Origin of the sequence: Xanthomonas sp. WHRI 7064, from assembly GCF_040202355.2 — a bacterium.
In the GTDB taxonomy this organism is placed as follows: domain Bacteria; phylum Pseudomonadota; class Gammaproteobacteria; order Xanthomonadales; family Xanthomonadaceae; genus Xanthomonas; species Xanthomonas arboricola.
This window is the reverse complement of sequence record NZ_CP167821.1, coordinates 4,495,813-4,508,149: the sequence shown is the minus strand read 5'-3', so window position 1 is coordinate 4,508,149 and position 12,337 is coordinate 4,495,813. Positions and strand designations below refer to the sequence as shown.

Below are 12,337 nucleotides of genomic sequence, written 5' to 3'. Positions count from 1 at the left end.
GGGCGGATGGGGGTACCGTCTACACGCACCCCTGCCGCACCCGCACCCCAACACCCTCAGCTATGCCGCAACACCTGATACGCCTGCAGATGCACATTGGCCGCCATCAGCAGCGGCGCATTGCGCCCTGTCTCGCGCACCCGCCTGAGCATGTCGCCGACGATCTGCGCCGCTTCCACGTCCTGGCCGGCTTCCAGATCGCGCAGCATCGAGGCCTTCAGCGGCGAATCCACCTGCAACAAGGTCTGCAGCGCCTTGGCCCGCGCAGCTTCCGGAATCGGCTGCCCGGCCGCATCGGCGGCCCACAGGCATTCGTTGTACAGGCCGTTGATCAACGCACGGCCGTCGTCGGTGGCGACGATCGCCCCGACCGGTGCACGCATCAGGCAGGTGGCAGCGGCCAGCGCGGTGAGGAAGCTGTACTTGATCCACTGCTCCTGAGCGATCTGCTCGCTGGCCACATGATCGATGCCGGCTTGCGCGCAGGCCGCCGCAAGCGCCTGCACGCATGCCGATGCGGCGCGGCCATCGCGTTCGCCGAAGGTCATTGCCGCCGGCTTGCCCAGGTGCAGGATCTCACCGTGCTCGCCCTTGGTCGCGCTGATGAAGCACAGCCCGCCCAGCACGCGTGCGGCACCGAAACGCTCGTCCAGCGCCGCGTAATGGCGCAGGCCGTTGAGGATCGGCAGCAACGTCGTGTGCTCGCCCACCGCCGGCGCAATCGCCTCGATCGCGCTATCCAGGTCGTAGGCCTTGCAGCTGAGGATCACCAGATCGAACGGCCGCTGCGCCACCAGGGCCGGCAAGTCCTGCGCGGTGACATGCGCCACCGGCAGATCCGCATCGCCCAAGGGACTGCGGATACGCAAGCCATCGGCCTGCAGCTGCGCGGCCCGTGCACCGCGCACCAGAAAGGTCACATCGACACCGGCCTGCGCCAGGCGTCCACCGAAATAACCGCCGGTGCCGCCGGCACCGAGGATGAGGATACGCATCGCCATCGTCATCAGCTCCGCAAACCCACGCCACGGCGCAGCAGCCACAGCGCCAGCGCGCTGAGGACCGCGACAAAGCCCAGCATCAGCGCGTAGGCGACCCAGATCGGCACGTCCGAGCTGCCGAGCAGGCCGTAGCGGAACGCGTTGACCATGTAGAAGATCGGGTTGGCGTGGGTGGCCGCTTCGGCCCATGGCGGCAGCAGCTTCACCGAGTAGAACACGCCGCCCAGGTAGGTCAGCGGGGTCAGGATGAAGGTCGGCACGATCGCCACGTCGTCGAACTTCTTGGCGTACACCGCATTGACGAAGCCGGCCAGCGAGAAGATGGTCGCGCCCAGCAACACGGTGGTCAGCGTGACCAGCGGATGCGGGATGCGCACCGGGGTGAAGAACATCGCGATGATCAGCACCAACGCGCCGACCATCACCCCGCGCAGCACCGCGCCGGAGACGTAGCCCCACAGGATCACCCAGTTGGGCATCGGGCTGACCAGCAGCTCTTCCACATGCCGGCCGAACTTGGCGCCGAAGAAGCTGGAGGAGATGTTGCCGTAGCTGTTCTGGATCACGCTCATCATCACCAGGCCCGGCACGATGAACTGCATGTACGAATAGCCGCCCATGTCGCCGACGCGCGAGCCGATCAGCCCGCCGAAGATCAAGAAGTACAGCGTCATGGTGATGGCCGGCGGCACCAGGGTCTGGCCCCAGATGCGCAGGATGCGCTGCACTTCGCGGCGCACGATGGTGCCCAGCGCAATCCAGTTGCGGCGCGCGTTGGTGGGTTCGGTCACGGTGCGGATCTCGTTCATGGCTGGCCTCCGCTGCGCGGCTGCGCGGGCGGTGTGCCGTTGGGGGCGACAGGCGTTGGGGCGGTGGCCGGTACCGGGGCGTCACCGGTCAGGCGCACGAACAGCTCTTCCAGCCGGTTGCTCTTGGTGCGCATCGAGCGCACCCGGATGCCGGCGCTGCCGAGCGTGGCGAACACGCGGTTGAGGTCCATCGCGCGCGGCATGTCCAGGTCCAGCGTGTGGCCATCGATGGCGGTGAGCGTGGTGCCTTCGATCACCGGCAATTCGGCCGGCAGGTCGCCGTCGATATCGAACAGGAAGCCTTCCACGTCGAGCTTGGCCAACAGTTCGCGCATCGGCCCCTGGGTGACGATCTGGCCGTGGTTGATGATGGCCAGGTTGCGGCACAGGTGCTCGGCTTCTTCCAGGTAATGCGTGGTCAGGATGATGGTGGTGCCGGCGGCGTTGATCTCCTTGAGCACGCGCCACATGTCGCGGCGGATCTCGATGTCCACGCCGGCGGTGGGCTCGTCCAGGATCAGCAGCCGCGGCTGGGTCATCATGGCGCGGGCGATCATCAGCCGGCGCTTCATGCCGCCGGACAGCGTGCGGCTCATCACCTGGGCCTTTTCCCACAGGTGCGAGCGGCGCAGCTCCGCTTCGGCCAGGCGCTCGGCCTCGGCGCGCGGCATGCCGTAGAAACCGGCGTAGTTGACCAGGATGTCGAAGGGTTTTTCGAACAGGTTGAAGTTGACCTCCTGCGGGACCAGCCCGATCAGGCGCATCGCATCGCTGCGTTGGCCGACCAGGTCGGTGCCGAACACTTCCACCTGGCCGGCGGACAGGTTCACCAGCGAGCTGATGATGCCGATCAGGGTGGATTTGCCGGCGCCGTTGGGGCCGAGCAGGGCGAAGAAATCGCCTGGCGCCACGTCCAGCGAGACGCCCTTGAGCGCCTGGGTGCCGTTGTCGTAGGTCTTGCGCAGATCGCACACACGCAGCGCGGGTGCGGTGATCGGAGATGGAGAATTCAAGATGTTCCTTCGCGTCAGCGTGACGGCGCAGCGAGTTGCAGGCCGTTATTATAGAAGCCCGCGGGGGCAAGCCCCGATCACAGACTGTCCCAAATACGTTCGTGCCCGTTCAATTCCCCCTCAAGCTTGTCGACCGGCGCATGATTGCGCCCACCGTGGCCCACTGCCAGTTCCTGCGTGACGACGGGCAGCCGCTGGATTTCCAGCCCGGGCAGTTCATCCAGATCCATTTCGATGCCGCCGACGGCACGCCGACCAAGCGCAGCTATTCGCTGGCGACCATCCACGACCATGCGCTCGGACCGGGCGAGGCGGTGGATATCGCGGTGAGCTTCGTGCCCGGCGGCTCGGCCACCGCGCTGTTCGAAGGTCTGCAGATCGGCGACCAGTTGCAGGCCAGCGGCCCCTACGGGCGCTTCTGCCTGCCGCCGGGCGACCACAACCGGCGCTATGTGCTGATCGCCACCGGTACCGGCGTCACCCCGTACCGGTCGATGCTGCCGTTGCTGGCCGAGGCGATCGCCACCCGTGGCGTGCAGGTGCTGCTGCTGCAGGGCGCACGCACGCCGGCCGAGCTGTTGTATGGCGACGACTTCCGCGCGTTTGCCGATGCGCACCCGCAGTTCCGCTACGTGCCGTGTTTTTCGCGCGAGCTGCCCGAGCAGCCGCATGCCGATGTGCGGCACGGTTACGTGCAGCAGCAGCTAGCCGAATGCGCGCCCGATGCGCAAGGCGATATTGCCTACCTGTGCGGCAACCCGGATATGGTGGACAGCTGCATCGAGGCCCTGAAGGCAGCCGGCCTGCCGAACGCGCAGATCCGCCGCGAGAAATACGTCAGCCCGGCTCCGGCAAAAACCTGAGCCAGTCGTACGGTGCCGGGCTGGCTTGCTCGGCATCCACCGATCGCGCCCGGTGGCGGGTCCCGATGCGTTCAAGGCCCCTCGACAGCATCGCGATGCTGTCCCGGCCATCCCTCCCCCCACTGCGCTGCTGCAGTCGCATCCTGTGCTCCGGCGCGTGGTGCAACTGGAGCCACTGCTGCTCGGGCTGGCATTCTCACCGACCGCTTCCGCGCTCACTATTGCAGGGCGCCGAATGCAGCGCGCCGCCGAATCGTCAGACCGCAGCCCGCGCCATTGGCGGGCGCTGCAACTCGACGGTGATGTGCACCAGTTCTTCGTGGATCTGCAGGGCAGCGCGGACCAGGTCCGCATCGATGTCGGCTGCCGTGACCAGACTGACGACGCAGGCATAACGATCGCTGCCCACGCGCCAGACATGCAGGTCGCCGATGTCGATGGCATGCGGCAGCTCGGCGATGACCTGCTTCACTTCTTCGACCACCGGCGCATCCATCTCCGCATCCAGCAGCACGCGGCCGGTACTGCGCAGCAGCCCCCACGCCCACACGGTGACCAGCACCGCGCCGAGTATGCCCATGATCGGATCCAGCCAGGTCACGCCCCAGTACATGCCGGCGAGCAGCGCGACGATCGCCAGGACCGAGGTCGCCGCATCGGCCACCACGTGCAGATACGCGGCACGCAGATTGAGATCGGCATGAGCATCATGATGACCATGACCATGACCATGACCATGACCATGACCATGACCATGACCATGACCACGACCATGACCATGACCATGACCACGACCATGACCATGACCATGACCGTCATGCGCGTGGGCGTGGCCGTGGTGATGGCCATGCGCATGGCCATGCGAGTCGCGTAACCACCAGGCGCAGATCAGGTTGACCAGCAGGCCGATGACGGCAATGACGGTGGCTTCCTGGTACTGGATGCGCTTGGGCGAGAACAGCCGTTCCATCGACTGAAACGCCATCAGGCCGGCCACGCCCAACAGCAGGATGGCGCTGGTATAGCCGCCCAGCACTTCGACCTTCCAGGTGCCGAAGCTGAAACGCAGGTCGTTGGCATTGCGCTGCGCGAAACGGTAGGCAAACAGTGCCAGCCCCAGCGCCAGTGCGTGCGAGCTCATATGCCAGCCATCGGCGAGCAGGGCCATGGAATTGAGCGTCCAGCCGCCGACGATCTCCACCACCATCATGACCACGGTCAGGATGACGGCCTTGCGGGTGCTGCGCTCGGCAAGCGGGTTGGCGCTGGCGAATGTATGCGATTGCGCGCAGTGCGGAGCGGCGTGCGTGATCGACATCGGAAGAGGCTCTGGCTACGATACCCCCCTATGGTATCTCAGATACCCCCAGGGGGTATATGGCAATGGCACATCTGAATCAGGACAAATCCAAACTGCTCGCCCGCGTGCGCAGGATCCGTGGGCAAGTGGAGGGGCTGGAGAAAGCTCTGGCGCAGGACGTGGACTGCACCGCGTTGCTGACGCAGGTGGCGGCGTTTCGTGGCGCGGCGCAGGGCCTGATGGTCGAGCTGCTCAGCGAGCACTTGAAGCACCATGTCGCGGCACCGGAGGCGCTGGGCGAGCGCGAGCTGGCGGTCGACGACATCACCGCCATTCTCAAGACCTATCTCAAGTAAGAGCGGCCATCAAAACGACTGCGCTCACCGTCAGGTGGGCGCGGCCGGTGCCCGCGCCTGGCATGTACCACTCGTGCACTGCGGTTGCTCCGCGCTGTCTGCACCCGCTGGTCACTGCGCGCTACGTTTTGTTTGCCGCTTCAAGTTCTGCACATCGGGTCCATGCGATCACGCCGATTCGCTTTTCACCTTGTGCGCTGCGCGGACTGAGTGACGGTCCAGCGCGCTGGACCTTGATGATGTCGTGCCTGCAATGTCCTGCGGCGATGCGCGTGACATGCGGCAACGCACGCATGACGAACCCGACGTCGCGAACGATGCACGGTCGGGGCGTCGCGCCGAACTGCGCGCATCGCTGCGCGCACGCAATCCACACCCAACGCCTCGCCTGATTGCAGGCGCAATGGCGTGCCGGGCGCTCAGCGCGCCGACGGCTCCAGCGTCATCAGCACCACATCGTTGCTGCGCATCGGCACGCGGATCTCCACCACGCCATCGGTGCCGACGCGCACGCGCCGGTCCTGCTCGGGCGTGTCGCGCGTGGCCTGCTGCAACTGCGCCAGCTGCCGCGGCGCCAGGTCCTTGGGCATGCCCATGTCGATGTACAGCGACAGTGGATCGTTGCGCCGGTAGCCGGTCTTGCGCACCTGCAGCCGGTAGTTGCCGGCCGGCACGTGCGCCAAGCGGAATACCAGCGCTGCGCTGTCGGTGCTCGGCACCTGTTTGGTATAGAACGGGGTATTGCTCACCGCCTGCACCGGCTGCTGCCAATCCCAGGCCAGCGCGGCGATGCGCTGGCCATCCACCGCCGCAAATGCGTGCGCATCGCGCAGTGGAACATCGCGGCCCTTGAGCGCGTTCAAGTATTTGTAGGCAAACCACGCCGGCTTGCGGATGCCCTCGCGATTCATCAGCCCGAAGCCGCCGTGGAAGGGCGTGGGCGGCGGGCCGGGTTCTTCGAACAGATCGGTATAGGTCCAGTAACTCATGCCCTGCACCAGGCCTTGCACCTGCTTGAGCTTGGTCAGGATGTAGGGCGCGTTGATGTAGCTGTCGTGGACGAAATCGCGCGGCGTGTAGCTGCTGCTCCACTCGGTGAAGTACAGCGGCAGATCCGGAAACGGCGAGGCCTGGATCTGTGCACGCACGCGGCGCACGTCGCCGACGATGGCATCTGGCGATGCCGACAGCTTGACGTCCTGCTTGCCGTCCTCATCGAGAAAGCCGCCGTCCACGCCATAGGTATGCGTGGTGACGAAGTCGATCGGCAGTTTGTGCTTGGCAACGAAGGCCAGCAGTTCCGGCACCCAGTCCGCACCGGCGGTGGAGGGGCCACCGACGCGCAGCTGCGGATCGATCGCCTTGATCGTGCGCGCGGTGTTCGCATACAGGTCGAAGTAGGCCTGCTGGTCGGCGTTCTCCCAGAAATCCTTGAGGTTGGGCTCGTTCCACACCTCGAAGTACCACTGCCGCACCTCGTCGGCACCGTAGCGCGCACGGATGTGGCGCACGTAGGCGTCGATCAGCTGCGTCCACTTGGCCGGGTCCGGATGCGAGGTGTTGCCCTTCCAGTAGAAGAGCGTCTGCTCGGAGGTCTTCATCGCGCCGGGCGTAAAGCCCAATTCCACGAACGGACGGATGCGTTTGGCCAGCAGCGCATCGTAGAGCTGATCCAGTTTGGTCCAGTCGTAGACGAGCGTGCCGTCGACGTCTTTCACCGTGCCGAGCACGTCGTGGAACACGTCGTGGAAGCGGATATAGCGAAACCCCAGCTCCTGCACCGCCGGAACCAGTTGCGCCTGGCTGTCGCTGCGGATCAAGGTGCCGGGAAAGTCCGAGCCGATCGACAGGTCGTAGAACCGGTCGACCGGCCCGGCGGCGCTGGCCAGATCCAGCTCGATCGTGCGAGGCGCCGCCTCCTGCGCCATGGCAGAGCTCGCCATGCAGCCGCTCAGTGCAATTGCCAACCAGATCTTCAGACGCATCACCGCTCCCGCCAATGTTCGATCGCGGAGCGTAACCCAGCTCCGGCCCAGTGCTGCGGACGGGCGTGCTTGGTCTTCCTGCTGCCAGCGTTGCGTGGCGATGAGCAGGGATTGCACGCGGTCGAGTGTGTAAAGGGTGCTTGACAGCCGGCCGCGCCAGGCGCATCGTGCCTGTCAAGTTAACTTGACAGGCGAAGGGAATGCGTCAGCAGCATCGGCAACGGGAATGCACACCGGCATGGTCGGCGCAGCGGCCGCTGCGCGGCGATGCCGGGATGGGGAACACTGGCCTGCCAGTGCGCCCATCGGCGCGCGCGAGGCAACGCATATGAGCCGCTGCAAACGCAATGCGCTGCTGGCGCTCGGTCTGGGAGCCGGCCTGCTCGCCGTCAGCGCGCTCGGTCGCTGGCAGCTGCTGCCGATGAGTGCCCACCTTGCCGGGCTCTGTGCCGGCGCGGGCGTGTCCTGCCTGGTGCTGTCGCTGCTGCTCTTGCTGTCGCGCGGTAGCCTGCGCGACAGCACACGGCCGGCATTGGCGCGGCGCTATTACCGCGAATTCGGCGTGCCGATGGGCTTGTATGTGGTGGTGATGCTGTTCTGGAGATACTTGCTTGCGCATGTGGATCCGAGCTGGGCACGCGTGCTGATCGCCTTGTTGCCGGCCGTGCTGGTCGCCCTGGTGATCCGCGCGGTGGCGCGCTACGTGCGCGACTCGGACGAAATGCAGCGGCGCATCGAATTGGAGTCGATCGCCATTGCCGCCGGCCTGGTCAGCGGCGCGTACATGACCGGCGGGTTCCTGCAGGCCGCCGAGCTGATCGACATCCCCGCGACGGTGGCGATGTTGTGGGTGTTTCCGATGTTGTGCGCCATCTACGGCATCACCAAAAGCATCAATGCCCGACGGTTCGAATGAATAGCCGGGTGCGCGAATTGCGCGAGGCCAGCGGCTGGTCACAGGGCGAGTTGGGCGAACGCCTGGGCGTATCGCGGCAGACCATCAATGCGCTGGAAACCGGCAAGTACGATCCCAGTCTGCCGTTGGCATTTCGCATCGCGCGTCTGTTTGGGGAATCGATCGAGCACGTCTTTCTTTACGAAGACGGGCAGTAGCCGCGCCGGTCACGCCCGACCGGATGCGGCGTCAGGGGACAGGAACTATCAGGAGAGATGGTGAATATGGTGAAGCAACCCACACTGGTGGCGGCGCTGCTGATCGCATTGCTGGCAACCGGATGTCAGCCTGCGGAAAAATCGGCTGAAAACGCAGTTGCCGCGCCCAAGGCGGGCGCAGCCACGCCCGGCACCGCGCAGCCGCAGGCGGCCAAGCTACAGACCGGCACCGCCGCAGGCACTCGCTACGGCACGCTGCAATTTGCACCGTGCACGCTGAGTTCCGGCAGCGCGGCCGGCAATATCGAGGCACAATGCGCCAGCCTGCGCGTGCCGGAAAACCCGGCCGCGCCGACCGGGCGCAGCATCGATCTGAAGATCGCCTGGCTGGAAAGCGATGCCGGCGCCGGCAGCACGCCGGATCCGGTGTTCTTCATCGCCGGCGGGCCGGGGCAATCGGCGACCGAGGTTGCCGCCATCGCCGCGGCGGCATTGCGCGAAGTGCGTAAAAAGCGCGACATCTTTCTGGTCGATCAACGCGGCACCGGGGGATCGCACCCACTGCGTTGCGAGACTGCCGATGGCAAGCCGTTGCAGACCGGCATGGCGTCCAGTCCGGAAGAATTGATGGCCCATGCCAAGCAGTGTGCCGAAGGCCTGCGAGGCCGTGCCGACCCGCGGTACTACACCACCGCCGAAGCCATCGGCGATCTGGATGCAGTCAGAGCCGCCCTGGGCGTGCCACGTATCGACCTGGTCGGTGTGTCTTACGGCACGCGGGTGGCGCAGCACTATGCCAAACGCTATCCCGCACAGACGCGGGCCATCGTGCTTGATGGCGTTGCGCCCAGCGATCTGGTGATCAGTGGTGAGTTTGCACGCACCTTCGAAGATGCACTGATCCTGCAGTCCGAACAGTGCCGTGCCATCGCCGCGTGTCGCGCGCGCTTTCCCACCGATGTGCGCACGCAACTGCGCACCGTCATGGAGCGGTTGAAGACCGAATCACCGGAGGTGGAGTATCGCGATCTGCGCACCAACGCCATCAAGCGCGACCGGGTGACCGCCGATGCGGTGATAGGCCTGGCGTTTACGTTCTCCTACGCACCGCAGAGCGCTGCCCTGCTGCCGCTGGTGCTGGATGAAGCCGCCGCGGGTCGCTACGCGTCGCTGATGGCGTTGTCGCACATGGACATGCAGATCAACCAGCCCATGCAATGGTCGGTGGTGTGCGCTGAAGATGCGGATCGCTATCGCCCGGCGCCCGAACACCAGGCGCTGCTGCTGGGCGAGGATGTCCCACGCAGCGTCTTTGCCGCATGCCCTGTGTGGCCCACCGGCAAACGTGCCGCCGACTTCACCGCGCCACTGCGCTCGCAGGTTCCGGCCTTGCTGTTGTCCGGTCAGCTGGATCCGGTCACGCCGCCACGCTATGCCGACACCGTGCTCAAGGGACTGCCCAATGGGCGGCATCTGGTTGCGCCCGGCCAGGGACACAGCGTCATGGCGCTGGGCTGCATCCCCAAACTGATGGCCCAGTTCATGGAAACCACCAATGCCGGTGGGCTGGACGCGCAGTGCGTTGCCGATCTCAACAACGTGCCTGCGTTTACCTCGTTCAACGGATGGGAACCATGAGCCGCACCGACCACGCCACGGAGGCGCACGCATGATCGTCGTCGACAACCTGCACAAATCGTTCAAGACCAAGACCGGCCTGGTGAAGGCGGTGGATGGGGTCAGCTTCAGTGCTGCCGACGGCCAGATCACCGGCCTGCTCGGTCCCAACGGCGCCGGCAAGACCACCACCTTGCGCATGCTCTACACGCTGATGTCGCCCGACCAGGGCAGCGTCATGGTGGACGGTGTGGATGCCGCCCGCGACCCGGTGACGGTGCGCCGCGCGCTGGGTGTGTTGCCGGATGCGCGCGGCGTCTACAAGCGGCTGACCGCGCGCGAGAACATCGCCTATTTCGGTGAGCTGCATGGCCTGTCGCGTGCTCAGATCGCCGAGCGCACGCGCCTGCTGTCGGCCGCGCTGGACATGGACGACATTCTCGACCGTCAGACCGAAGGCTTCAGCCAGGGCCAGCGCACCAAGACCGCGATTGCGCGCGCGCTGGTGCACGACCCGCGCAACGTCATCCTCGACGAGCCCACCAACGGGCTGGATGTGATGACCACGCGCGCCATGCGTGGCTTCTTGCAGCAACTGCGGGCCGAGGGGCGTTGCGTGATCTTTTCCAGCCACATCATGCAGGAGGTGGCGGCGCTGTGCGATCGCATCGTCATCGTCGCCAAGGGCACGGTGGTGGCCTGCGGCAGCGCCGACGAACTGCGCGCCAGCACCGGTGAAGACAACCTGGAAGACGCCTTCGTCAAGGCGATCGGTTCGGACGAGGGACTGCACGCATGAGCACCATATCGTTGTTGTCCACGCTATGGACGGTGCTGCGCAAGGAATTGCGCGACATCGGCCGCGATCGCCGCACGCTCGCACTGGCGTTGCTGCTGTCGCCATTGCTGTATCCGGTGCTGATCCTGGGCATGGGCGCATTGAGCGAAAGCCGCGTGCGTACGCAGATCGACAAGCCGTTGGAGATCCCCATGCTCGGCCGCGAGAACGCGCCCAATCTGGTGCGGTTCCTGGCCGCGCAGGGGCTCAATGCGGTCGATGCGCCGGCCGATCTGACCGCCGCAATCCGCAATCAGGATGTGGATGTGGCGCTGCGCATCAGCGACAGCTACGCCGACGATTGGCGCGCCGGGCGCCCGGCGCTGGTGGAGGTCATCAAGGACAGCACGCGGCGTGAAGCCGACGTGCCGAGCCTGCGCCTGCAGGCTGCGCTCGGCAGCTATAGCCAGCAGGTGGGTGCACTGCGCCTGCTGGCGCGCGGCATCGACGCGCAGGTGGGCAGGCCGCTGGAAATCGCCGCGCAGGATCTGGCCACCGCCGACGCCAAGCGCGGGCAGATGATGGCGATGCTGCTGCCGGTGCTGCTGGTGATCACCTCGTTTCTGGGTGGCGCCTCGCTGATCCTGGATGCCACTGCCGGCGAGCGCGAACGCCAGTCGCTGGAACCCTTGCTGGCCACCCCGGCGCCGCGCAGTGCGATCGTCAGCGGCAAGATCGCCGCTGCCTGCGTGATCGGCATGGTGTCGCTGTTGCTGACCTTGCTGGCTTTCAAGTTGAGTGCGCAGCTGTCCACCTCGAACCTGGGCCGCCAGCTCAACGTCGGCTTCGTGCCGATGCTGCAGATGCTGTTCATCCTGGTGCCGATGCTGTTCATCGGCACCTCGCTGCTGACCTATCTGGCCGCTGCCGCCAAGAGCATGAAGGAAGCGCAGGCGCATATGACCTGGCTGTTGCTGCTGCCGATGCTGCCGGGCTATGCGCTGATGGCGTATCCGTTGAAGACGCAGCTCTGGCATTTCGCGGTGCCGTTTCTGGCGCAGAACCAGATGCTGCTCAAGGTGATCCGCCACGAGCACATCACTGCGCAGACCTGGGCGGTGTATCTGCTGGCGGGCTTCGGTGTGGCCGCGGTGCTGTGGTACGCAGCGGTGCGGCGCTATCACCAGGAGCGGCTGGCGATTTCCGGCTGATGTTCCTTCTCCCATTGGGAGAAGGTGCCCGCAGGGCGGATGAGGGTACCGATCACCAGCAAACAAAAAGCCCGCATCGCTGCGGGCTTTTTGTTTGGTACCCGACATTCGCCGGGCGTGCAGTGCATCGATCATCGGCAGCCATCAGCCATCAGCCATCAGCCAGCAATCAACAAACGATCGACCAATCAAGCGATCAACGACCAAGCAACCAAGCAACCAAGCAACCAAGCGATCAAGCAACCAAGCGATCAAGCGATCAAGCGATCAAGCGACCAACAGACTCACTCA

At 65.5% G+C, this 12,337-nt stretch carries 12 protein-coding genes and 1 other RNA gene; 8 read left to right on the top strand and 5 right to left on the bottom strand.

Features of this window, described 5'->3' with window-relative positions; translation table 11 throughout:
- Positions 1-56 precede the first annotated feature (56 nt).
- Genes panE through ABQY74_RS19220 form a run of 3 tightly spaced genes read right to left on the bottom strand, consistent with a single transcriptional unit; the run spans position 57 to position 2,823 of the window.
- Complete coding sequence (gene panE, locus ABQY74_RS19230; RefSeq protein WP_181098573.1) at positions 57-1,001, bottom strand: 2-dehydropantoate 2-reductase; 945 nt, start codon at positions 999-1,001, stop codon at positions 57-59.
- A gap of 5 nt (positions 1,002-1,006) precedes the next feature.
- Positions 1,007-1,810 (bottom strand): ABC transporter permease, encoded by an 804-nt coding sequence (locus tag ABQY74_RS19225; RefSeq protein WP_016903649.1) that lies wholly within the window; start codon positions 1,808-1,810, stop codon positions 1,007-1,009.
- Positions 1,807-2,823 (bottom strand): ABC transporter ATP-binding protein, encoded by a 1,017-nt coding sequence (locus ABQY74_RS19220; protein ID WP_039521112.1) that lies wholly within the window; start codon positions 2,821-2,823, stop codon positions 1,807-1,809. Before ABQY74_RS19220 ends, ABQY74_RS19225 begins: the two co-directional genes overlap by 4 nt.
- Positions 2,824-2,858: 35 nt before the next feature.
- On the opposite strand from ABQY74_RS19220, the gene ABQY74_RS19215 reads away from it, so the two are divergent.
- Positions 2,859-3,686 (top strand): ferredoxin--NADP reductase, encoded by an 828-nt coding sequence (locus ABQY74_RS19215; protein WP_161961245.1) that lies wholly within the window; start codon positions 2,859-2,861, stop codon positions 3,684-3,686.
- 256 nt (positions 3,687-3,942) lie between these two features.
- On the opposite strand, the gene ABQY74_RS19210 is transcribed toward ABQY74_RS19215, so the two are convergent.
- Positions 3,943-5,004 carry a cation diffusion facilitator family transporter gene (locus ABQY74_RS19210; RefSeq protein ID WP_349794025.1) on the bottom strand — a complete coding sequence of 354 codons (1,062 nt, stop codon included), beginning with the start codon at positions 5,002-5,004 and terminating at the stop codon, positions 3,943-3,945.
- 65 nt (positions 5,005-5,069) lie between these two features.
- Here ABQY74_RS19210 and ABQY74_RS19205 point away from each other — a divergent pair, with 65 nt between their 5' ends.
- Together ABQY74_RS19205 and ABQY74_RS19200 are read left to right on the top strand one after the other, a co-directional pair.
- Positions 5,070-5,342, top strand: coding sequence for a metal/formaldehyde-sensitive transcriptional repressor (locus ABQY74_RS19205; RefSeq protein WP_039514053.1), 273 nt, complete (start codon positions 5,070-5,072; stop codon positions 5,340-5,342).
- A gap of 62 nt (positions 5,343-5,404) precedes the next feature.
- A non-coding RNA gene (locus ABQY74_RS19200) (sX9 sRNA) lies at positions 5,405-5,479 on the top strand.
- Positions 5,480-5,761: 282 nt separating this feature from the next.
- On the opposite strand, the gene ABQY74_RS19195 is transcribed toward ABQY74_RS19200, so the two are convergent.
- Positions 5,762-7,327 (bottom strand): beta-xylosidase, encoded by a 1,566-nt coding sequence (locus ABQY74_RS19195; protein WP_349794027.1) that lies wholly within the window; start codon positions 7,325-7,327, stop codon positions 5,762-5,764.
- Positions 7,328-7,655: 328 nt separating this feature from the next.
- Between ABQY74_RS19195 and ABQY74_RS19190 the strand changes: the two genes are divergently transcribed.
- From ABQY74_RS19190 to ABQY74_RS19170, 5 genes are read left to right on the top strand one after another with little or no spacing between them, the layout of a single operon-like run.
- Positions 7,656-8,243, top strand: a complete 588-nt coding sequence (locus tag ABQY74_RS19190; protein WP_349794028.1) for a hypothetical protein — start codon at positions 7,656-7,658, stop codon at positions 8,241-8,243.
- The gene (locus tag ABQY74_RS19185) at positions 8,240-8,440 is read left to right on the top strand and encodes a helix-turn-helix transcriptional regulator (protein WP_016903655.1); all 201 of its coding nucleotides are present in this window, start codon (positions 8,240-8,242) and stop codon (positions 8,438-8,440) included. The genes ABQY74_RS19190 and ABQY74_RS19185 overlap by 4 nt, the downstream gene beginning before the upstream one ends.
- Before the next feature lie 60 nt (positions 8,441-8,500).
- The gene (locus ABQY74_RS19180; protein ID WP_349794030.1) at positions 8,501-10,078 is read left to right on the top strand and encodes an alpha/beta hydrolase; all 1,578 of its coding nucleotides are present in this window, start codon (positions 8,501-8,503) and stop codon (positions 10,076-10,078) included.
- Between the two features lie 31 nt (positions 10,079-10,109).
- Positions 10,110-10,856, top strand: a complete 747-nt coding sequence (locus ABQY74_RS19175; protein ID WP_016903657.1) for an ATP-binding cassette domain-containing protein — start codon at positions 10,110-10,112, stop codon at positions 10,854-10,856.
- Positions 10,853-12,046 carry an ABC transporter permease gene (locus tag ABQY74_RS19170; protein ID WP_349794033.1) on the top strand — a complete coding sequence of 398 codons (1,194 nt, stop codon included), beginning with the start codon at positions 10,853-10,855 and terminating at the stop codon, positions 12,044-12,046. The genes ABQY74_RS19175 and ABQY74_RS19170 overlap by 4 nt, the downstream gene beginning before the upstream one ends.
- Positions 12,047-12,337: the final 291 nt, after the last annotated feature.

Excerpts from the sequence above, each read along its gene's own strand:
- panE (WP_181098573.1), bottom strand. The coding sequence starts at position 1,001 with ATGGCGATGCGTATCCTCATCCTCGGTGCCGGCGGCACCGGCGGTTAT.
- ABQY74_RS19225 (WP_016903649.1), bottom strand. The coding sequence starts at position 1,810 with ATGAACGAGATCCGCACCGTGACCGAACCCACCAACGCGCGCCGCAAC.
- ABQY74_RS19210 (WP_349794025.1), bottom strand. The coding sequence starts at position 5,004 with ATGTCGATCACGCACGCCGCTCCGCACTGCGCGCAATCGCATACATTC.
- ABQY74_RS19205 (WP_039514053.1), top strand. The coding sequence starts at position 5,070 with ATGGCACATCTGAATCAGGACAAATCCAAACTGCTCGCCCGCGTGCGC.
- ABQY74_RS19195 (WP_349794027.1), bottom strand. The coding sequence starts at position 7,327 with ATGCGTCTGAAGATCTGGTTGGCAATTGCACTGAGCGGCTGCATGGCG.
- ABQY74_RS19190 (WP_349794028.1), top strand. The coding sequence starts at position 7,656 with ATGAGCCGCTGCAAACGCAATGCGCTGCTGGCGCTCGGTCTGGGAGCC.
- ABQY74_RS19185 (WP_016903655.1), top strand. The coding sequence starts at position 8,240 with ATGAATAGCCGGGTGCGCGAATTGCGCGAGGCCAGCGGCTGGTCACAG.
- ABQY74_RS19175 (WP_016903657.1), top strand. The coding sequence starts at position 10,110 with ATGATCGTCGTCGACAACCTGCACAAATCGTTCAAGACCAAGACCGGC.
- ABQY74_RS19170 (WP_349794033.1), top strand. The coding sequence starts at position 10,853 with ATGAGCACCATATCGTTGTTGTCCACGCTATGGACGGTGCTGCGCAAG.